The 20,545-nt window shown below is 63.5% G+C and carries 16 protein-coding genes and 1 pseudogene; 4 read left to right on the top strand and 13 right to left on the bottom strand.

All coding sequences use genetic code 11. The features are described from left to right. The first annotated feature begins 348 nt into the window (after nt 1–348). Together QM806_RS34730 and QM806_RS34725 are read left to right on the top strand one after the other, a co-directional pair. Nucleotides 349–756: an SCP2 sterol-binding domain-containing protein gene (locus tag QM806_RS34730; RefSeq protein ID WP_120660778.1), complete on the top strand. Its 408-nt coding sequence runs from the start codon at nt 349–351 to the stop codon at nt 754–756. A 713-nt stretch (nt 757–1,469) separates the two neighbouring features. Next, nucleotides 1,470–2,504: an AraC family transcriptional regulator gene (locus QM806_RS34725; RefSeq protein ID WP_005265253.1), complete on the top strand. Its 1,035-nt coding sequence runs from the start codon at nt 1,470–1,472 to the stop codon at nt 2,502–2,504. Nucleotides 2,505–2,563: 59 nt separating this feature from the next. Here QM806_RS34725 and QM806_RS34720 read toward each other — a convergent pair whose 3' ends face one another. The 10 genes from QM806_RS34720 to QM806_RS34675 form a co-directional block, all read right to left on the bottom strand. Next, complete coding sequence (locus tag QM806_RS34720) at nt 2,564–3,295, bottom strand: TetR/AcrR family transcriptional regulator (RefSeq protein ID WP_005265254.1); 732 nt, start codon at nt 3,293–3,295, stop codon at nt 2,564–2,566. Nucleotides 3,296–3,401: 106 nt separating this feature from the next. Further along, nucleotides 3,402–6,716, bottom strand: a complete 3,315-nt coding sequence (locus tag QM806_RS34715; protein WP_133984330.1) for a protein kinase domain-containing protein — start codon at nt 6,714–6,716, stop codon at nt 3,402–3,404. A gap of 230 nt (nt 6,717–6,946) precedes the next feature. After that, nucleotides 6,947–7,492 (bottom strand): hypothetical protein, encoded by a 546-nt coding sequence (locus QM806_RS34710; RefSeq protein ID WP_269591635.1) that lies wholly within the window; start codon nt 7,490–7,492, stop codon nt 6,947–6,949. Nucleotides 7,493–7,529: 37 nt separating this feature from the next. After that, on the bottom strand, nt 7,530–8,192 hold the full coding sequence (locus tag QM806_RS34705; RefSeq protein WP_005265257.1) for a hypothetical protein: 663 nt from the start codon (nt 8,190–8,192) through the stop codon (nt 7,530–7,532). After that, nucleotides 8,192–8,698 (bottom strand): hypothetical protein, encoded by a 507-nt coding sequence (locus tag QM806_RS34700; RefSeq protein ID WP_005265258.1) that lies wholly within the window; start codon nt 8,696–8,698, stop codon nt 8,192–8,194. Before QM806_RS34700 ends, QM806_RS34705 begins: the two co-directional genes overlap by 1 nt. Nucleotides 8,699–8,907: 209 nt before the next feature. Continuing rightward, nucleotides 8,908–9,441: a hypothetical protein gene (locus tag QM806_RS34695; protein ID WP_120660780.1), complete on the bottom strand. Its 534-nt coding sequence runs from the start codon at nt 9,439–9,441 to the stop codon at nt 8,908–8,910. Between the two features lie 7 nt (nt 9,442–9,448). Beyond that, the gene (locus QM806_RS34690) at nt 9,449–10,093 is read right to left on the bottom strand and encodes a hypothetical protein (protein WP_241769766.1); all 645 of its coding nucleotides are present in this window, start codon (nt 10,091–10,093) and stop codon (nt 9,449–9,451) included. A 151-nt stretch (nt 10,094–10,244) separates the two neighbouring features. Beyond that, a complete protein-coding gene (locus QM806_RS34685; protein ID WP_120660781.1) occupies nt 10,245–11,123 on the bottom strand; it encodes an MBL fold metallo-hydrolase in 879 nt (292 codons plus the stop codon). 217 nt (nt 11,124–11,340) lie between these two features. Beyond that, nucleotides 11,341–12,246, bottom strand: a complete 906-nt coding sequence (locus QM806_RS34680) for an alpha/beta hydrolase (RefSeq protein ID WP_283294362.1) — start codon at nt 12,244–12,246, stop codon at nt 11,341–11,343. Nucleotides 12,247–12,398: 152 nt separating this feature from the next. After that, nucleotides 12,399–12,953, bottom strand: a complete 555-nt coding sequence (locus QM806_RS34675; protein ID WP_005264929.1) for a PadR family transcriptional regulator — start codon at nt 12,951–12,953, stop codon at nt 12,399–12,401. 148 nt (nt 12,954–13,101) lie between these two features. Between QM806_RS34675 and QM806_RS34670 the strand changes: the two genes are divergently transcribed. Then, the gene (locus tag QM806_RS34670; RefSeq protein ID WP_133986720.1) at nt 13,102–15,123 is read left to right on the top strand and encodes an NADPH-dependent 2,4-dienoyl-CoA reductase; all 2,022 of its coding nucleotides are present in this window, start codon (nt 13,102–13,104) and stop codon (nt 15,121–15,123) included. Nucleotides 15,124–15,383: 260 nt separating this feature from the next. After that, nucleotides 15,384–16,533, top strand: a pseudogene (locus QM806_RS34665) (transposase); the annotation flags it as partial. 294 nt (nt 16,534–16,827) lie between these two features. Here QM806_RS34665 and QM806_RS34660 read toward each other — a convergent pair. The 3 genes from QM806_RS34660 to QM806_RS34650 form a co-directional block, all read right to left on the bottom strand. Next, nucleotides 16,828–17,817 (bottom strand): LLM class flavin-dependent oxidoreductase, encoded by a 990-nt coding sequence (locus QM806_RS34660; RefSeq protein WP_005265264.1) that lies wholly within the window; start codon nt 17,815–17,817, stop codon nt 16,828–16,830. A gap of 205 nt (nt 17,818–18,022) precedes the next feature. Next, nucleotides 18,023–19,495: a class I adenylate-forming enzyme family protein gene (locus QM806_RS34655; RefSeq protein WP_120660785.1), complete on the bottom strand. Its 1,473-nt coding sequence runs from the start codon at nt 19,493–19,495 to the stop codon at nt 18,023–18,025. Between the two features lie 105 nt (nt 19,496–19,600). Beyond that, the gene (locus tag QM806_RS34650) at nt 19,601–20,503 is read right to left on the bottom strand and encodes an MBL fold metallo-hydrolase (RefSeq protein ID WP_133984324.1); all 903 of its coding nucleotides are present in this window, start codon (nt 20,501–20,503) and stop codon (nt 19,601–19,603) included. Nucleotides 20,504–20,545: the final 42 nt, after the last annotated feature.

Genomic DNA, 20,545 nt, shown 5'->3' with positions numbered 1-20,545 from the left:
TCGCCGACCCGACCGCCTGGCAACAACCCCCGACGAATTAACGAATCAGACCACTAAGATATCCGGAACCGTTGTCATGGAGGTTATTTCACACTCCCGAAGGAAGAAATAGGGTGCAAACACCCTCGAGATCGTCTCCTGGAAGTTGTCGCCAAAGCAACTGGCTGGCGTGGCGTGGGAATACCGCCACCGGGCGTCCTGGTCCTATTGAGCACCACGTTCCGCTCGTAGCCTAAGTTGCGACACAGACCACATACTTTGGTTCGTCACAGTGCCCGCTTTAAAGGAGGGGCAACTTTGTTGCCGCCCCGGTCGTGCCACGGCCGTCACGAGAGGAACAACCAACAGATGTCCGCAACACCGACCGCCGAGGAACTATACAAGTACATCGGCTTGGCTTTCGAACAGGCTAAGAGCGACCCGATCCTCCTCGAGAAGCTCTCGAACATCCCGGGTGTCTTCGAGATCCTCACCACCGAACCCGACGGCTCCATGATCATCGACATGCCGAACCTGACCGCCGTTCCCGGCGCAGCGGACGGCAACGCAGATTGCACCTTCCGGATGACCGGCGAATATGCGAACCGCTTCTGGCAGGGCGACCTCAATCTGACCATGGCTGTGATGAGGGGCGACATCGGCATGGAAGGGAACATGAAAATCGTGGCCAAAGCGATTAACGCGCAAACGAAGCTTTTCCCGACTTACATCGAGCTGCTGAAGAAAGATGGACGGACGGACCTGCTCGTTAAGTGACGCCGCCTGAACGATAGAACGCAACATCGTGAAAGACGACTGGGTCTCGACGCTCGACCTCCGCCAGGTCGAGCGTCGAGACCGGCGGGCCGTGCACGCCGCGATGTGGTCGCCACGGACGTTCCATTCCCACCGTTGAGGATGATTGCCGCCAGCTATTTCGGGTCGCGAGTTCAGGAATGGTAGTCGTAGGTCTCATGCATGCACTTGCGGTCGGCCATGGTCACGCCGAGCCGGCGGGAGGCAGCTGACGCCTCGCAAACCGCTGTGCAGGAGTGGCTTCGGTCTATGCTGGCGCATCCGCGCTCAGTCGGCGCGGTTGACGATGGCGACGGACGTCGCGGTGTTCTGCTGCACGTCGCGCGACCTGCAGGAGACTCGCGAAATTGGCACATCAATGTGACCCTTGCCACAGGAAAGTCCACCGCGTAGCGTGTTCCTAACTTCGTTACAACTTTCATTATGGACTGCGAGCAACCTCGTTGCCGTCCGGTCGCGCCACGGCCATCAGGATTGGAATCGATCACATGTCTACTCCACGCAGCGCCGGAACTTCTCGGTCGTGTGACCGCAGGCCCAATGACCGTCCGGGGTATGCCGAGCTCGCTCAGAGCCTTTCCGGCGGCCATACAGCTGTTTCGGAAGTGCGTCATGCTGCTGAAGAACGCTGGACGGACCGACCTCCTCGTTCGAGGCCGCTGAAGCACAGCGTCATGAAAGACGACTCGGTCCCGACGCTCGACCTCCGCCAAGTCGAGCGTCGGGACCGCCGGTCGGCTTGGGAGAACGCGATGGCGGGGCGGCTCGTGCCGATGGGAATCGATATTTCGTCCGACGCAGAGGGCGAAGGCCACGGATTACTACGATCTCTCGATCTCAGCGACATCAAAGTCACTAAGTGGGATTGCCCCGCACTGAAAGTGAGTCGCACGAAGCGATTGATCGAAACGTCGGACACCGAGGTGCTGATGCTGCTCACAGCATCCTCCGGTACTCAACACTTCGAACTGCAATCGGGTTCCGCTCGCATCGAACCTGGAACCGGCCTCATCTCGACGGGTCGAGTGGCGTACAACTCCACCGTATCGCCCGGCCTCCGGAAACGCAGTGTAATCATCCCCCTGTCCGCACTGGCGTCATACGACACCGGCGGTTCGATCCCCGATTGTGTGATGCTCGATCAATCCCGCCCGCTGGCGCGAGTCCTGATCGGTTTCGTAGAAAGCATGGGTTCGCACGTGTCGTCCATGGACGCCGCAGACGCAGAGGCGGCCCGAGAGGCGCTGCTCACGCTGGTGGCCGGGGTGATCCGGAGCAGCACCCGTGCGGCATGCGACGGTCCTACGCTCCTGCCCGCCCTCCGATCACAGCTCGATCAGTGGATCAAGCAGCACCTTCGGAGCGGCCCGATCCGCGTCGCTGACATGGCCAGAGCGTTCAACGTCTCGAGCCGCACGGTCCATCGCGCCTTCTCCCTCACGGGCGACACCGTCGGGTCGGTTGTACGCATGCAGAGACTCGCCAGCGCACGCCGCGACGTGGTCGCCACTGACATTCCGATCGGGTCTATTGCCCACCGCTGGGGGTTTTACGACGCAAGCCATTTCGGTCGCGAGTTCCGAAAGTTCCTGTCGATGTCGCCCAGCGACTATCGGGAGTGCTTCGGCATTGCCAGTGTCGAGATGCAGGCGGAAACGGACACCCTGAACCCGCACTCTACGTCGACAATTGATGACTTGGCCAGCTGAATCGGACCGGAGCGGCAAGCACTGGACGCTCACGCAGTTGATCACGGTTCTGCTGCTGGTTACCCTCTCGCCTGTGGATCCGCGGCGCTGCGGTCCGACTCGCGCGAATTCGCGAGGAGTGCATTCACAAGCGAAGACTGTGCCGACTCCGCGGTATCGCCCAGTCCCACCAGCAAGTTCACCATTGTCGGTTGCAGGACCTGAGCGACCGGATCAGGGAACTGGGCGAAGTGACCGCCCAACTCCAGGGTGACGAATCCGTGCACGCAGCTCCAGAGCTGCGTGGCGATCACTTCCGGATTCTCGCCGCCGCGGATGCGGCCGCTTCCTACGAATCGGGCACATCGGCCGACCAGAAGCGAATACGCAGTCCGAAACGCCTCGGACTGGGCAGCGGCACCCGAGCGGGCTGGTCTGAGCTGACGGTATCCACGGCGCGTCGCGAGGCCGAACATCAGGTCGTAGAGATGCGGATTGGCCTGGGCCAGTTGTCGGCAGGCCAACGCAATACCGAAGAGATCCGCGGCGGGATCGTCGCTGGCGGGTACCGACTCGAAGGCAAGGGCGAGATCTCGGAAGCCTCTGTCGACTACGGCCTGAAGCAGCTCAGGCAGGCCCCCGAGATGGTAATAGACGGACATCGTGGACACCTGCGCCGCTTCAGCGACCGACCGTGCTTTGATCTCGGATGGGCCCGCCTCTGCGAGCAGAGTCGTCGCCGCGTCGACCAGCCGCTCGATGATTTGTTCGGACGTCAACCGAACAGTGGCCTCCTTGTCGGGGCTCGGCATCCGCGTCCACCTTCCCCAGTTCGCATCGCCCCGTATGAGGGGCCTGGGAACGAGGTTACAAGAAGCTGCACGCGGCGTGCTGGCCAGAACGGCGACGCCGTACCGGTCAGCCGCGCTTGTCCTGCGCGTGCTCCAGGACCCAACCCGCGATCTGTGTTCGTGAGGTGAACCCGAGCTTGGTCAGAATGTGTTCCACATGGCCCTGCGCGGTGCGCGGCGATATCACCAGCTTGGCGGCGATGGCCTTGTTGGTGAGGCCCTGCGTTACCAGCTCTGCGACCTCTTGCTCCCGCTTGGTCAGGCCCGTCGCACTGCTACCGGCGGGCTGTGTCGTGGCCTCGGTGCGCTCGCCGAGGGCGTAGGCGACCGCTCCCTCGAAACCCATGAGCGCACCTTCCCGTCTGGCCGCCTCGAATGCCCGCTCACCCAGTGAGGTGCGAGTGAGCCGTTCGCAGTCCTCGTGGCGTACGAGCAAGGTGGGGAACAGCACCGAGGTGCTTCCCAGGGCACGGCCCAGCGCCTCTGCGGCCCCCATCAGGATGGCGGCGCGTCGTGCGCGGTCCTCGGTGCCGGCGATCCACGCCAGAGCCTCCAGGGTCATCGAGGCAGTGAATGGATCGTCCACCAACCGGCTCAGCCGCAAGCACTGTTCTAGCAGTTCCGCCGCCTGACCGCGATCGCCTTGCTGCAAGGCCGCCACTCCCAGCGCCCACAGGGAGTACGACCGGTATACCGATTCACCGTGTGCTTTTGTGATGTCCAGAACCTTCTGATGGCACTCGATCGCCCGCGGAACATCTCCCTGCAATTCGTACACCAACCCGAGCATCATCAGCGCCCACACCCGCAATGACAGGTCGCCGCGGTCGCCGAATACCTCCAGGGCTTCCTCCATACGCGTGCAGGCGTGGGGTAGGTCGCCGCTGACGAGGCCAAGAAGACCGTCTGCATGGGTGACGCGGGCGCGGACCAGCGGGTCGGTTATCTGGGGGATCAGAGCCTGCGCTTCATCCACCAGAGTCCTCGAGGCCGGAAGGTCACCCTGAACGCCCGCGAACACGCTGGCGGCGTACAGCGCCCCTACTCGTGAAGCGGTCGGTTGCTCGGAGTTATGCGCCAGGGCGCGGTCGAGCCAGTGCCGTCCCTCCCGGAACAGTCCGCGGGAGAGCCAGAACGGGAACAGGGCCGCCGCTATCCGGAGACCGTCCTCGGCGCCGGTGCCGGGTTCCTCCAACAGGCAGAATTCCATCGCCTCACGCAAATTCGACTGTTCCCTCTCGAGCCGCGCTATCCACTCCAGCTGCTGCGGACTGATCCACTCGGCCTCCACCTGCAACACCAAACGCTGATACCAATCGCGGTGCCGTCGTCGCAATATCGAATGGAAACCGGTCTGCTCGGCCTTTTCCTTGCCGTACTCGCGCAGGGTCTCGAGCATCCGGAACCGCACCGCCGAGCCGGCGTCTTCCCGGATCAGGATCGACTTGTCGACCAATGCCGTCACTGTGTCGAGCAACTCCTCCGGGGTCAAGTCCTCCCCGCAGACCGCCTCGGCAGCATCCAGTTCGAAACTTCCCGCGAACACCGACAGCTCGGCCCACAGCTGCTGTTCCCGAGTCGTACAGAGCTCATGACTCCAGTCGATGGACAGCCGCAGGGTCTGCTGGCGCGTCGGTGCAGCGCGATTGCCGAGAGTCAGCAGCGTGTACCGGTCGGTCAGCCGCTGCAGGATCTGCTCGGGCGACATCGCCCGCAACCGTGCCGCCGCCAGCTCGATCGGCAACGGTAGGCCGTCGAGTTGGTGGCAGATTCGGACCACCGCCATCCGGTTGTCGTCGGTGAGTTCGAATCCGGGCACGGCGGCCGCGGCGCGCTGTACGAATAACGCCACCGCGTCGTACCCGGTCAGCGCCCGCAGCGAGGGCTCCTGGTCTGGGGCCGGGACCCTCAGCGGGGGAACCCGCAGCACCGCCTCCCCGCCGATACCCAAGGGTTCGCGGCTCGTGGCCAAGATCCGCAGCTGCGGACAGGTGCGCAACAGCATCTCGGCGGATGCCGCGACCGCCTCCACCACCTGTTCGCAGTTGTCCAGTACAAGCAAAAGGTGCCTGGAGGCGAGGAACTCCGCCACCACGTCGTCGAGCTGTCGCGCGGGCTGATCCCGCAGCCCCAGGGCCGCGGCAACCGTGTCCGTCAGGAGTGACCCATCCCGCAACTCGCCCAGTTCGACCAACCAGACTCCGTCACCGAAGCTCCGCCGGACATCGGCAGCCAGCCGAAGCGCCAGACGCGTTTTCCCGACACCACCGATCCCGGTCAACGTCACCAGACGAGCGGACGACAGCAGCTGTTTCGCCTCGGTCGAATCATGGCGGCGGCCCACGAAGCTGGTGAGCTCGAGCGGCAGATTACTCACCGGAGTCCTCACGGCGGGTGCCATCGATGGAGTAGGTGGTGGAGTCGCCGTGGACCTCGGGCGGGCGCGCGCCGGATCCGGATCGCGTCGGCGGGCGTCCGGTTCGCCGGACAGGGCCATCTCGTCGACGGGGAAGCCATGGTGGAGCTGGACCCGCCGTAGTTCGTCGCCGAAGTCGGCGGCGGTGGCAGGACGCTGCCCCGGATCGGCGGCCATGGCGCGGTCGACTATCTCCGATACGTCGTCGGGAACGCCGTGCTCGCGCAGGTCCGGAACCGGCTGGGTGGTGATTCGGAGGAAGTGAGCGACCACATGCTCACCGCTGTGGCGCTCGAACGCCGCGTGACCGGTGATGGCGCAGAACACTGTCGCACCGAGACCGTAGATATCGGAGGCCTCAGTCGGAGGTTCGCCGCTGAGTACCTCGGGTGCGGTGAAAGCCGGTGACCCTGTCACGGTGCCGGTGGCGGTCTCGAATCCGCCGGCGATATGGGCGATGCCGAAATCGGTCAGCGCCGGCTCCCCGTAGTCGCTGAGCAGGATGTTTCCGGGTTTGAGGTCCCTGTGCAGGACGCCGAGACGGTGTGCCGTCTCGAGCGCTCCGGCTATCTTCACCCCGAGCCTGAGTGCTTCCTCCAAGGGCAGTGGACCGTGACGGCGGATCCGGGCGTCGAGCGAATCCTGCGAGTGGTAGGGCATCACGATGTAGGGGCGACCGCTGTCGGTGGCACCGACGTGGAGTGCGCTCACAATGTGAGGATGTCCGGTGAGGCGGCCCATCGCCCGCTGTTCCCGGAAGAACCGCGCCCGGTTCTCCTCGTCCAGGTCCGCGGCGAGGACCTTCACCGCCACAATGCGGTCCAGCGCCGGTTGCACACACCGGTAGACCACACCGAACCCGCCCCGGCCGATTTCGTGGGCGTCCTCGAATCCCGCAGCGCTCAACTCCGCCGTGACCGTGTGGGCCACGCCGCGCTGGGTCTCGAGCGGATCACCTGCGGCCATCGGAGTGTCCTCACCGTCTCCCCGCAGAGCGAGAACAGGACCTGGACGATCCCATCCTCGATGAGGCAACTTGCCTCATCTCGAGGAGAATGTGACTTCAGGATATCGCCGCCTGGCAGGCAAATGGGATTGTGGTCGAGCATCGGGGCAACAAACGGGCATCCACGATGCCAGGTCGTCTTCGAGGTCACCGCAGCCCACAGCATGACCCCACGGTGATCTCATTTCTGTCAGTTGCCGACTTTCGGCAGCAGCAACGCGACGCGTAGTTTCTGGTCGATCGTCTGCGACAGGGTGAGCGTCTCATCCAGTTTCTGGCCGAGAGCCTGCGCGTTGACGTTCGCATCATCCAGGGTTGCCGCTATCCCGCCGAGCGGCACACCGGCCGCACCGGCCTCTCCGCCTGCCCCCCGACCGGCAGAAATTGTGCCCGCCAAAGGGGCGTCAGCCTCGGTCAGCGTGGTACCGAGGGTGCCGAGTTGGTCACTGAGAGTGCCCAGCACCTGATTCGCCCGGGTGAGGGAATCGATGACGCCGACCACCTCCGGCAGCCCTTGCCGCGCCGCCTCGGCTGCGGGTGGCAATTGATGCGCCCCGTCGAGCGCGGCATCGGTCGTCGCGTCGAGCTCTTGCGCCTGCACGACACCGTTTTTGAACGTGTCGTTCGTGATGCCCAGGTCTCTCGTGAGGATCAACAAGCCGCTCAACACCGCAATGGTGAATGCCAAGGTGATCGCCCAGGACAACCGAAATCTTTTCTGCATGTGCATCTGCATGTTCACTCCGTCGAACGAAGAAAGGGTATCCGGATGCTCAGGGAAGAGGCAGCGGCGGTAACGGTGGTGCCTCGAAACCCAAGGACGGGATACCGAGACTGTTGAACGGAGGGCCTACCACTGCGAGGAGCGGACCGAACTCCCGAACATGCTCAGCTTCTTCCTGGATCGTCGCCAGCGTCGAGGCGATCCCCGACATCTTCGGGCCGAGCGCGAGAAGAGTGAGTTGCATTGTGGTCAAACCGTCGTGGATTCCCTGCAGCTCGGTCGCGACGGAACCGACCGCCGTCGACAGTCCGTCGACGGTGGCGCCGGCCTCGTCGGAACGCGCGGTAACGCTCGTCACCACGTTCGGCAATGGCGCCGAGATGTCCGCGACCTTCGATGCATTGCCCTCCAAAGTCGCTGACAACGGTGACAGTTCGACACTCCGGCCGACCAACACGGCCAGGTCGTTCGACATGGGTCCGAGAACCTGGATGTCCGCCGCCAGCTGCGCGTGCTTCGGTTCCAGTTCGACGGTCAGTTCGTCGAGTCGTTGGGCCGAATCGATAATCTGCACGCTCAAGGCCGACGGCCGACCGAGAGGGTCGCTGATATCACGGAACGTGGGAAAGAAGCCGTTGATTGCGCACAAGCCGATGGCGGGCGCCACACCGAGTACCAGCACAACCGCGGCGAAAGTTCGACTGCCCACCATTACTTCCCTCCCGTCGGTGCGGGGATCAGATTTCCCTGCGCCGGAAGCGGCGCGAGTTTGACCGTCGTACGCTCGAGTTCGGCGTTGAGCTGATCGGCCAGTTGCAGTGCAGCCAGAAGCCGATCGTTCACCTTGACCACCGCCACGTCCGCGTCGGCGGAGATGGCGTGTAGCGATCCGGCCGCGCCTTGAAGCGACGAGGAAATGCCATGGAGCTGGTGGGCGATAGTGACGTCGTTGTGACCGGCAGCAACCAACGTATGCATGTCGGGCAGCATTGCGGCCAGCAGATCAACGTCCACGGCCGTCGCCGAATTCAGCTCGGCAAGAACTGTTCTGAGGTCTGCAAGCTCGCTCCGCACACGGGAAGGCGCGGCCAGATCGGCCCGCTCGTCGAAGTACTGATTGGCCTGCCCGAAGTTGTCCACGATGGCGCGGGTGCTTTGCCGAACCGCCAGCCCCTCGGAGATTGCGTTCAGTACGAGCACGAGCAGCACGGCAGACATGACCGCCGCTAGTCGGCCCAGCCATTCGGTGGCAATCGAGTACCTGGTGACAGGGCGAGTGACCGCGAACCCCTCTGATTGCGGGCCAGCCGAGGGCAACACGGCACTTCGTGGTGCGGTCAGGTCGGCAGGACCATTCGGTCTTCGGTCTTTACGTCGCATGTCACGTCCAGTCGGTCGAGAGGCAGGGGTGGCGGGCCGGTCGGTATTCAGCCCGGCAATGGAAGCATCTGATTGATCGTCGCCGCGGATTCAACCGCACTCTGTAAGTCGGCGATCAATCCCTCGATCACCGCCAACAAATCTTCGCCCTGCTGACCGAACGCCTGAGCGGAGTCCACCAGGGGAAGGATGACGTTGTGGACCTCACCGAGGATGTGCGCAATCACGGCAAGTTGCTCACTGGTGATCTGGGCGCCTCGAGCGGTGCTCGACAGAGAGCCGGCAACCGGCGTGATGGCGTGATGCAGTTCCGCCAGGAGTGGCCCTAACGCCCTGATGGATTCGAGCGCCGACTCCACAGTCCCGGTCAGCTGGGTCAGTTCTCCGAGCTCCGCGGTGAGCTGATCGTTGACATCGAGGAAGCTCTCGGAAATTCCGACACTGGTCGCGTTGACTCGTTGCTGGTTGTCCAGGCTCCTGTTCAGGTTGAAGATCACGATGGAAAACAGGCCGAGTACGGCGACGGCTATTAGTGCGAGAACCGTTCTGGCCGGTCCACCAGGTCGTCCGAAAAACACCATCAGTTACTTACCTTCCGGACAGATCGGCGGCTGCGGACTCCACGGAAAGACGGGTGTCGTGCACCTGGCCGGCCGTCACACGCACGTCGTCCAGGATGGCCGACATCGTCGCGCGATTATCCGACAAGGCCGTGGCTGCACCGTTCGCCGGTGCCTGCAATGCGCCGACGCGAGTGCTGAGGGATTCGAGTGAACCGACCAGAACGGCGACGTCGACGCCGGTATGGTCGAGAATTTTCTGTAGATCTACCGAAATTGTTCCGACGAGGGTGCTGAGCTCAACTGACACCGCTTCGCCCATGCCGAGAACATCGGTCAGGCACTCACGCACCCTGTCCAGTGCCGCGAAGGCACTCACTGTCACGCGCTCGTGCTCGACGAGCCGAGTCAGGGACGGGTTGTAGCGGTCTGCCGCTTCGACAGACTGTTGCAGGCGCCCAGGCGTTGCGGTGAGATCGTAGATTCTAGGGCCGAGATAGAAAACGCCGAGTGGGATCAATACCAATACCACTACAGCACGCCCGATCCAGGTACTGCGGGAAACTTCAGGTCCGGACGACACCGATCGAAGCACGGTGGTGTCGGCCCCGACTTCGGGCTCCGCGCCATGGTGCACGAGGGCGCCGAGCCTGTGCGAGAGGGCCGCCATCATGACACCACCGGCACAGGCGCGGCCAGGTTGTCGCTGTCGTTGTGCGTGACGGAATGGTTTGGGGTGATGGCGGGTGACATTGGTCCTCCTGGGTCGTGTGGATCCTGAAGAAGGGCACTCTGACCCCGGTCGGGGCGTGGTGTTTGTGTTATTACGCGCCGTCGCGGGCCGCGATCGCGTTGATGGCGGAGAACTGCAGGGTCCAGAGGTTGGCGTGATTGGGGTATTTCGCGGACATGGTGGCGACGAGGTCGTCGGCGTCCTTCGCGGTCGGGAAGGCGGCGATGAAGTCCTGGATGTAGGAACGGGTTTGGGCGATCATGGTCTCGACGGCGTAGTCGTCGCCGTCGGGCCTGCGGTGTCCGCACACGATCATCTTCGGCTGAAGCTTTTCCACGACATCGACGGTGTCGAGCCAGTCCTGCCATTCGGAGGGAGTCGACAGGCCGAGCATCGGGTAGATCTCGTTGTAGATGGAATCACCGGCGATGACGGTGTCGATCTCGGGGATGTGCACGATGGTCGTGGGGTGGACGTCGGCCTGCTTCACCTCGATGATGTTCAGCGGGGAGCCGTCGACATACAGGGTGTGACCTTCGAGGGGTTCCGGAAGCGGACCGGCCGGGATGCAGGCGTCGCCGAACAGCAAATTCCACTGCATGGTCTGAATGTCCATGGTTTCTTTCATGGACTCGATCACGTGCGGCAATGCCACGCATTTGACGTCCGGGAACCGCTCCTTGAGCGGTCCGATGCCCAGGTAGTGGTCCTGGTGGTCGTGGGTGATGTAGATCGTGGTGAGTTTCTTGCCGGTCCGCTCGATCAGGTCGCCGAGGTCCTGGACGTCGTCCTTGAGGTAGAGCGCGTCGATGAGGACGATTTCGGTTGCGCCGCTGATCAGGATGGCGGTGGTGGGGGAGAAGGTGCCGTCCGGGATGCCGGGGAACTCCGCGGCCGGGACGTTGGGCCAGCGGCTGACGAAGACCGTCGCGCGGATCGGGACCGCGGGAGCGTTGGTGTCAGTAGTCATAGGGAAACCTCCAGTTGCAGTGGTCGGTCAGTGGCCGCGGTGGTGGGCAGCGTCGACACTTCACGGTAGAAAGATGCGGTTGCCGGTGGATAGAACCAACGCGTCCGGTGGTGGTACGGAAGTGACAGGTCCTTGTACCGGCCCTGATCGGACAGGTCCTTGTGGCTACGGGACGCAGCCGTGGCTTCCAGGCTGTCGCCTGGAAGCCACGCATCGGTCAGGCGCGTAGGTGGGTGACGAAGTGGTCGCGTGCGGCGCCGGAGACCTGGTCAAAGCCGGGGCCTTCGTAGAAGTCGAAGTGTCCGCCGTGGGTGACGACGAGCTGTTTGGGTTCGCGGGCGCGTTCGTAGGCGTCGAATGCGAGAGCGTAAGGCGTACAGGCGTCCTCGTCGGCGATGATCATCAGCAGTGGGGTGGGGGAGATCTGGCTGATGAAGCTGCCGGGGTCGAATTCGCCGGCCATCTCCAGGCTCCGCGCGGTCATTTCGTTCTTCCAGTTCGGAGCCCGGTCCGCCGATACCTTGGTGAACCATTCGTAGGCGTCGGGCTGGGGCATCGCGGCCTGTCCCATCGGGTCGGGGGAGACGGCCGGGAGCATCGCGGGCTCACCGCCGGCGAACCGGTTGAGACGGTCGGCGTCGAAGTTTCCACGGACGTGGGGCAGAAAGTCGGGGCGGATCAGTCGGTCCAAGGTGGCTGGACCCGAGATCATGGGTACCTGGGCGACGACCGCCTTCACTCTTTTGTCGATCGCCGCGACCATCAGACCGATTCCACCGGAGAAGCTCGAGCCCCAGACGCCGACCCGGTTCGCGTCGACCTCGGGGCGGGTGGTGGCGTAGCTGATCGCGTTCCGATAGTCCCGGTACTGCAGGACGGGGTCGAGTTCTTGGCGGGGAGTTCCGTCGCTGTCACCGAAATTGCGGTGGTCGTAGACGAGCGCGTTTAGGCCGGCTTCGGCGAAGACGCTGGCGTAGTCGTCGAGGTACATTTCCTTGACGGCGGACATGCCGTGTGTCAGGACGATGACCGGTGCCGGGGTGGTGGTGTTCTGCGCCGGGTAGAACCAGCCGCGGAGGGTGACGTCGCCTTCACCCTGGAATTCGATGTCTTCGCGATTCATGTGCTTTTCCTCTTCACGCCGGGTTGTGTGTCGGACACTGCCAACCTAGGAACCGGTGAGCGGGCTCTGATAGAACGAGCGCGCCCGTCACTGGTACCGGTGCGCCAACATCAGTGCAGAAGCGGGCAACCGATCCGCGGCGTCGGTCAGGATCAGCGACGATGCCGCTCGGCCCGCTCAGTCGCCAGTTTCTCTGCCGCCTTCGCGCACCATTCGGTCCAGGACAGTTCACTGTCGATGCCTGCCTGCAGGATCAGGTGCTGGAGTCGTTGTCGGCGCGTCGTGAGTGGGCCGTTGAAGTCGCGATTCTCGATATCGCGGTACGTCTGGAGAAGGGACCGGTGATAGTCCAAATGCTGTTGAATGTCGTCGGTCAGGTCGATGTCACCGAGCACGGCGGCGGCGCGCATGCGTACGAGGAGCGGATCCCTGAGGGGCACCGGCTCTTGCCCGGTGCCAACCCATTCTCGTAGATATCGCACACCTGTTTCGGTGATCTCGTATGTGCGAGGTGCGCCCCTACCTTTCACCTGGCTCACATGCGGCTGGATGAGACCGTCACCGGTCATGTTCCCGAGTTCACGATAAATCTGCTGGTGGGTGGCATGCCAGAAGTAGCCGATGGACGAGTCGAAGCGTCGTGTCAGCTCCTTGCCTGTGGAAGGGCGCTCCACGAGCGCCGTCAGGATCGCGCACCTCAGCGACATCGATTGCGGACCTCCGTTGATGCTCGTGTGACATATTGCGCCGCCAACTTTACTCATGCGCTGCCTCGCACCACTTGTGCAACAAGTTGCACAAAAGCTAGTCTTCCCAGCGAGACATCGCATAGCCGCTAGCAAAAGGACGAGATCGATGACCGCCTTCCGCAGACTGTTCGAACCGCTGCAGGTGGGGCCGTTGACCCTGCCGAATCGGGTGGTGATGGGCTCTATGCATCTGGGCTTGGAGGAAGCCGAAAATGGATTCGAGGCGATGGCCGCGTTCTATGCCGAGCGCGCACGGGGCGGCGTCGGACTCATCGTCACAGGTGGCGTTTCTCCGAACTATGCCGGCAGGCCCTTTGAGGTGGGTGCGACAATGTCCACAGCCGAGGACGTGCGGCAGCACCAGCTGGTGACGCGCTCGGTGCAAGACGCTGGCAGTCGAATCATTCTGCAGCTGCTGCATTTCGGTCGCTATGCGAAGCATCCCGATTTAGTGGCGCCGAGTTCCGTGCGAGCGCCCATCAATCGTTTCGTTCCGCGTGAGATGGACCCGGTCGAGATCGTAGAGACCATCGACGACTTCGCAGCGGCGGCTGTGCTGGCGCAGAACGCCGGTTACGACGGTGTCGAGATTATGGGATCCGAGGGCTATCTGATCAACGAATTCCTCGCGCCCCGTACCAATCTCCGGCTCGACGAATGGGGTGGCGACTTCGAGAACAGGTCCCGCTTCGCGCTCGAGATCGTGCGCCGCACCCGCCGAGCCATTGGCGAGGACTTCTTGATCTCCTTCCGGATCTCCCTCACCGATCTGGTTCCGGACGGTTCCACCTTCGCCGAGACGATCGAATTGGCCCGCGAACTCGAGCGGGCCGGAGTGTCGATGCTGAGCACGGGAATCGGTTGGCATGAATCGAGCGTCCCGACCATCGCCTCGCCGGTCCCCCCGGGAGCGTTCCGGGACTACTCCGCGAAAATCCGTGCTGCCGTGAGCATTCCGGTCGTCGCGAGCAATCGGATCAACACCCCGGAGCTTGCCGAGCAGATTCTCGGCAGCGGTGCCGCGGACCTGATATCGATGGCGCGTCCGCTGCTGGCGGATCCGGAGTTCGTGAACAAGGCGCGCACCGGGCGTGCGCACCGGATCAACGCCTGCATCGCGTGCAATCAGGCGTGCATCGATCATACTTTGGCCGAAAAAACCACGACCTGCCTGGTGAATCCGCGCGCGGGCCACGAGCTCACCCTGATGGCCACCCCGCCGCGAGCGCGCAAACGCATCGGCGTGGTGGGCGCCGGGATGGCGGGGATGGCATTCAGCGCCTTCGCCGGGCGGCGTGGTCACCAGGTGACGTTGTTCGAAAGCCGGCCGACGCTCGGCGGACAGTTCGATCTGGCCTGGCGTATTCCGGGCAAGTCGGAGTATCGCGAGACGATCCGGTACTACGAGGGCGAGCTGGAGGAGGCGGGCGTCTCGATCCGGCTGAAGACCCAGGCCTTCGCCGAACTGCTGATCGCGGAGGATTTCGACGAGATTGTCATCGCGACCGGGGTGAAGCCGCGCGAGATATCGATCGTCGGTGCCTCGCATCCATCGGTGGTCAGCTATGTCGATGTGCTCCGCGGTACGGCACCGGTCGGCGCGCGGGTGGCCATCATCGGTGCCGGTGGCATCGGATTCGATGTCGCCACGTTCGTTACGGGTGAGGAGACCCCCGATGCCGACCGCCTCGAGGAGTTCTTCCGGCACTGGGGGGTGGACGTCGATCCGCACGTGCCGGGTGGAGTTCGTTCGCCGGTCCCGGCCGGGTCCGCACGAGAGGTTTACCTGCTGCAGCGCAAGCAGGACAAAATGGGTGCGGGCCTCGGGTTGACCACGGGCTGGATCCACCGGACACACGTCGGGTCGCGCGGCGTCCGAATGATGTCCGGGGTGACCTACGAGTCCATCGACGACGACGGTCTGCACATCACCGTGAATGGCCGCGCCGAAACCTTGGCCGTGGACACGGTGGTCGTGTGCGCCGGCCAGCTGTCCGAGCGCGGTATTCACGACGAGCTGCTGAGCCGGGGGGTATCAACCCATCTCATCGGCGGGGCAGCGGTCGCGGGCGAACTGGACGCCAAACGTGCCATTCGGGAGGGCACGGAACTGGCGGCCAGGATCTGATCGGCGGGGCGGTGTCGGACACGATCAGCTGCTGCGCTGGGTGCAGCGAGTCCGCCCTCGCGGAGTCGGTGACGCTATATCGTGGTACACCGTATCGGTGAACTACTGGCCCACAATGCGTTTCAGTCCGTGGGAGGTTAAGGGCCGGGGACAGCGGCGACTTTCGCCAGCGGTTGACGTTCCCGGCCAAGGTGAATAGTCCGCGCGGTGGCTTGACCTGACCTCGGGCTTTCACGCCGATTTCGGCGGGGCTGGGTGTTGGTTTGACCACTGCGTTCTCGAGTGCGCTCGCACCCTGGCGAAAACCAATGACCTCCCACGATCCGGGCAAGATCATCGCCGATCTGAGATGGCACTCGCCCTGGGCGGCGACTGCCGGCCGATATCGCGCTGCTGCGGGCAGAACCCGCAATCTTCGGCCGGGTGGCATCCGATCCCACCGTCTCGAGACTGATTGACGCATTGGCCGCTGTCGCTCCGAAAGCGTCGGCGGCTATAGACTCCGCCCGTTCGACAGCCAACGGATCGCCGCTGGCGAGCGGGCGCTCGACCATGAGATCGACGCAGGACGGCCGCTGATCATCGAAATCGTCGCGACCTTGGTGACCGCGCACTCGGAGAAGGAAATGGCCTGCCGCCACCTACAAAGTGGCTTCGGTTTTACCCGCTGTGCGCGTTCGTCGACCACGGACCGGACGGCACGGGAGAGTCGTTGGCGATGATGCTGCGACCGGGGAACGCCGGCTCCAACACCGCCGCCGACCACATCGAGGTCATCCGGCACTTAGTGACTCGCCGTTCACAGCCAAAGGTGGGCGGGTCGGCAGCAAGGTGCTGATCGACCGCGGTCGGGACCGGCGGCACCCATGCCCTCACCGACTACCTGACCACGCAGAAGTTGTCGTACTCGATCGGATTCGGTCTGACCGACTCCATCGTCGCTGCGATCGAAGCACTTCCCGAGCGGGCCTGGATCCCACCCACACCGCGGACGGGCGACCCGGCGACGGCGCCTGGATCGCGGAAGTAACCGGGTTGCTCGATCTGCCGGCTGGGCACGGTGCGAAGACCGGATCCGCATCCTGAAAGACACCGGCCTGGAAAATCTTCCGTTGCAGGATTTCGATCAGAATCGGATCTGGCGCGCCGTCGTCGCCCTCGCCGTCGAGGTCACCGCATGGATGCAGATGCTTGCGCTCACACCGACCACCCGGCCAGTCGATGGGAGCCGAAACGGCTACGACTACGCCTGGGGGCGCCGCCCTGCACGAAGTGCCTGGGGGAGTCGCGATCGACGCGCGCATCGCCCGCCACGCACGCAAGGTGTATCTGTGGTTGTCTGCCCACGCGCCCTGGATCGACTTGGTGATCACCGCGCTGGCTCGTCTCAACGCGATACCCGACCCCTGACCAGCATCAATCCGACCATGTAGACGAAAGGAATCAACTTTCGGGACCCTGACACCGGCGACCACCCGACCGCGTCGGGCGAGCGCTCGTTGCCGAGTACCGAATCCACGCCCGAAATACCCAATGCGGCTCTGATCAAAGCGACACCTCAGAGGCATGCAAGATTGAGGCTGATGAGCGAGGAGCGGTCCCCTGATCGGCGAACCGCTCCTCCGTTGGTCGTTGCAGGGCCTCAGGTTCAGCGCTGCACCATTCGCGCTCCGTTAATCTCTGTAGCCGTCAATGATCCACAGCTCAACTTGCGTTGACCTTGGGCATGATTTCCTCGGTCAGACGCTTGAGGTCGTCCATGGTCTTCGAGGTCGGTACGTCCCTGAATGGCGGCCACAGAAGCGGCATTGTCAAGCCGGCCTCCTTGTAGCTCTTGAGCCTGTCCTCAATTTGTTGAGCCGTACCCGCGAGCAAGTTCGTGGCCTTGCCCGCCGGGCTCTGATCGATCGGCTCGTCGGTGATGACGAACCAGATCATGCTGCACATGTCGAAGCCCTCGGGGAAGTCCCGGCCGAGTGCGTCCAGCTCACGCTTCATCTCACCCTTCCATCGCTTGATGTCTTCGGGGGAGTCCTGGATGCCGATCCAGCCCTGCAGTCCGTACTTCGCGATCCGTTTTGCCGAGCGCCTGGGGTCCTTGAGGCCTGAGAAGTAGATCGGCGGGCCGGGTTTCTGGATCGGCTTGTGGCCGAAGCCTGAAAGAGGGAAATCGGCGAATTCGCCGTGGTACTCGAACAACTCGTTCGACCAGATGCCCTGCATGATTTCAATCGTCTCGCGCACATGCCCGTGTCGGCGGGGAAACAGGTGCGGGACGCTGGCGGCCGCAAACTCCTCGGGCATCCAGCCCGCCCCGACCCCGACGTTGAGCCTGCCATTCGACAGGTGGTCCTGGGTGGCGAGTTCAGCGGCGAGAACCCCCGGGGAACGGTACGGGGTGTCGATGATGCTCATGCCGATCCGCACCTTCCGAGTCTTCGCGGCCAACCATGGAATCAGAGCCATTCCTTGAAACCACTTGCCCCGCGAGATGACCGGCACGCTGTTAGGCAGGTCGGTCATCATGCCGAACGGGTATTGAAGCTCCGCCCGGTCGGAGGTCTCGGGGACAACAATCCGGTCGAGCGTCCACACCGAATCGAAATCGAGGTCCTCAGCGAGGGCGGTGAGATCCTCGAGCTCATGCAGTGTCACGTGGTCGCGGAAGTTCGGGAGGTAGAGAGCTAGCTTCATCGATCGGGCTCCTCACAATCTCAGCGGCGATACATCCAGCCTGAAGAAACAACGCGGTAGTGCTTACGCTCCGACCGCTTGGTTAAGGTCGTGCAGCCTGGCTGGAGCGGGGTGCGTGAGTGTCTGGATCGGCACCGAGACAGAATTTGTCTCGGTGAATTTTCAGTCCCGCTCAACGCGGTCTCTCTTGCACCCCACCGCTCCCTCAACTACCACTGCGGGCGGTGCTGACTTCGGCGTGCGTGTTTCGTAGGGTGGGTTTATCGATTTTGCCGACGGCGTTTTTGGGGATGGCTTTGATGATGTACGCGGTGGGTCGTTTGTAGCCGGTGAGGTGTTCTTCGCAGAGTGTGGTCAGTGCTGTGATGTCAATGGTGAAGCCTGGTCGTGGTTGGACGTAGGCCACGACGATCTCGCCCCATTTCTCGTCCGGGACACCGATCACGGCGGCTTCGAGGACCGAGGGGTCTGTGGTCAGGACATCTTCGATTTCTTTGGGGTAGATGTTCTCTCCGCCGCGGATGATCATGTCTTTCGACCGTCCGACGAGGACAAGGTAGCCGTCGGCGTCGAAGTGGCCGACATCGCCGGTGTGGAGCCAGCCGTCGACGAGGGTGCGTGCTGTTTCTTCGGGACGGCCGAGGTAGCCACGCATGATGTTGGGGCCTCGGACGATGACCTCACCGTCCTCGCCATCGGCCAGTTCGGTGCCGTTGTCGTCGACGATCCGGATTTCCTGACCGATGAGGGGGAGTCCGACGCTGCCGGCGCGGCGGGGACCGTGGACGGGGTTGCAGGTGGAGACACAGGTTCCTTCGGACAGCCCGTAGCCCTCGATGAGCGGGAATCCGTAGCGTGTTTCGAACCGGGTCAGTAATACGTCTGAGGCGGGTGCGGCTCCGCATGCCCCGAATCGCAGGGACGTGGTGTCGGGGACCAGTTCGGGGGGGAGCGCGGCGAGCATGTTGTAGATCGTGGGTACCGCGCTGAAGTAGGTGGGACGTTCACGTTCAACGAGGTCGAAGAAGGTTTTGGGGTCGAACCGGCCGACGATAACGGCGCTGCCGCCGGCGAGTAGTGGTGAGAGGATGCTGACGATGATGCCGTTGACGTGGAAGAGCGGCAAGATCAGCAGGGAGCGGTCCGTTGGCCCCAGCGCCAATGCCACGCCCATCATTTCGGCCATGGCCTCGATGTTGCTGTGGTCGAGCATGACGCCCTTGGGTGTGCCGGTCGTGCCGCTGGTGTAGACGAGTAGCGAGAGCGCGGCCGGGTCCAGAATCGGTGCCGGATCGAAACCTGCGGGGTCGGTGTGGAGGGTGTCGGCGCTGAGTGTAGGGGTGTCCGGTGTGGTCGAGTCGTCCTCGATGACCAGCAGGCGTGCATGGGAGTCGCGTAGTTGCCGTTCGACTTCGATATCGGTCATGCTGGGATTGACCGGTGTGACGGTGGCGCCAATCCGCCAGGCCGCGAAGAGGAGCACGACGAACTCGAGACGGTTGGTCAGTTTCACGGCGACGACATCGCCGACGCCTATCCCGAGGTCGTCCAGGTGATGTGCGGCCGCCCGTACGCGAATGAGCAGCTCGGCGTTGGTGAGCGACTGCCGCCCGTCGGAGATCGCCGGCCCATGCGGGTCCAGATCGGCGCGGTGGTCGGGCAGGGAAGCGAAATGCATGGCGTACCTATCGGGTCGGGGCGCGGTGGGAAGCGGACGGTCTTGGTGTGGCCACGACCGACGGGCGTGGCCGGCCGGGTCACGGCGCGGTGTGTCTGTTCTGTGTTATTGCGCGCCGTCGCGGGCTGCGATCGCGTTGATGGCGGAGAATTGCAGGGTCCAGAGGTTGGCGTGGTTGGGGTATTTCGCGGACATGGTGGCGACGAGGTCGTCGGCGTCCTTCGCGGTGGGGAAGGCGGCGATGAAGTCTTGGATGTAGGAACGGGTTTGGGCGATCATGGTCTCGACGGCGTAGTCGTCGCCGTCGGGCCTGCGGTGTCCGCAGACGATCATCTTCGGCTGAAGCTTTTCCACGACGTCGATGGTGTCGAGCCAGTCCTGCCATTCGGCGGGGGTGGACAGGCCGAGCATGGGGTAGATCTCGTTGTAGATGGAGTCGCCGGCGATGACGGTGTCGATCTCGGGGATGTGCACGATGGTGGTGGGGTGGACGTCGGCTTGTGTGACTTCGACGATGTTCAGCGGGGAGCCGTCGACGTAGAGGGTGTGGCCGTCGAGGGGTTCCGGAAGCGGACCGGCCGGGATGCAGGCGTCGCCGAACAGCAAATTCCACTGCATGGTCTGAATGTCCATGGTTTCTTTCATGGACTCGATCACGTGCGGCAATGCCACGCATGTGACGTCCGGGAACCGCTCCTTGAGCGGTCCGATGCCCAGGTAGTGGTCCTGGTGGTCGTGGGTGATGTAGATCGTGGTGAGTTTCTTGCCGGTGCGTTCGATCAGGTCGCCGAGGTCTTGGACGTCGTCTTTGAGGTAGAGCGCGTCGATGAGGACGATTTCGGTTGCGCCGCTGATCAGGATGGCGGTGGTGGGGGAGAAGGTGCCGTCCGGGATGCCGGGGAATTCCACGGCGGGGACGTTGGGCCAGCGGCTGACGAAGACCGTGGCGCGGAGGGGGACGGCGGCGGCGTGGGTGGGGGCCGTGGAAGTGGTGGTGTCAGTAGTCATAGGGAAACCTCCAGTTGCAGTGGTCGGTCAGCGGCCGCGGCT

This window comes from Rhodococcus sp. IEGM 1351 (assembly GCF_030056875.1).
GTDB lineage: Bacteria > Actinomycetota > Actinomycetes > Mycobacteriales > Mycobacteriaceae > Rhodococcus_F > Rhodococcus_F opacus.
This window is presented reverse-complemented; position numbering and strand designations above follow the sequence as displayed.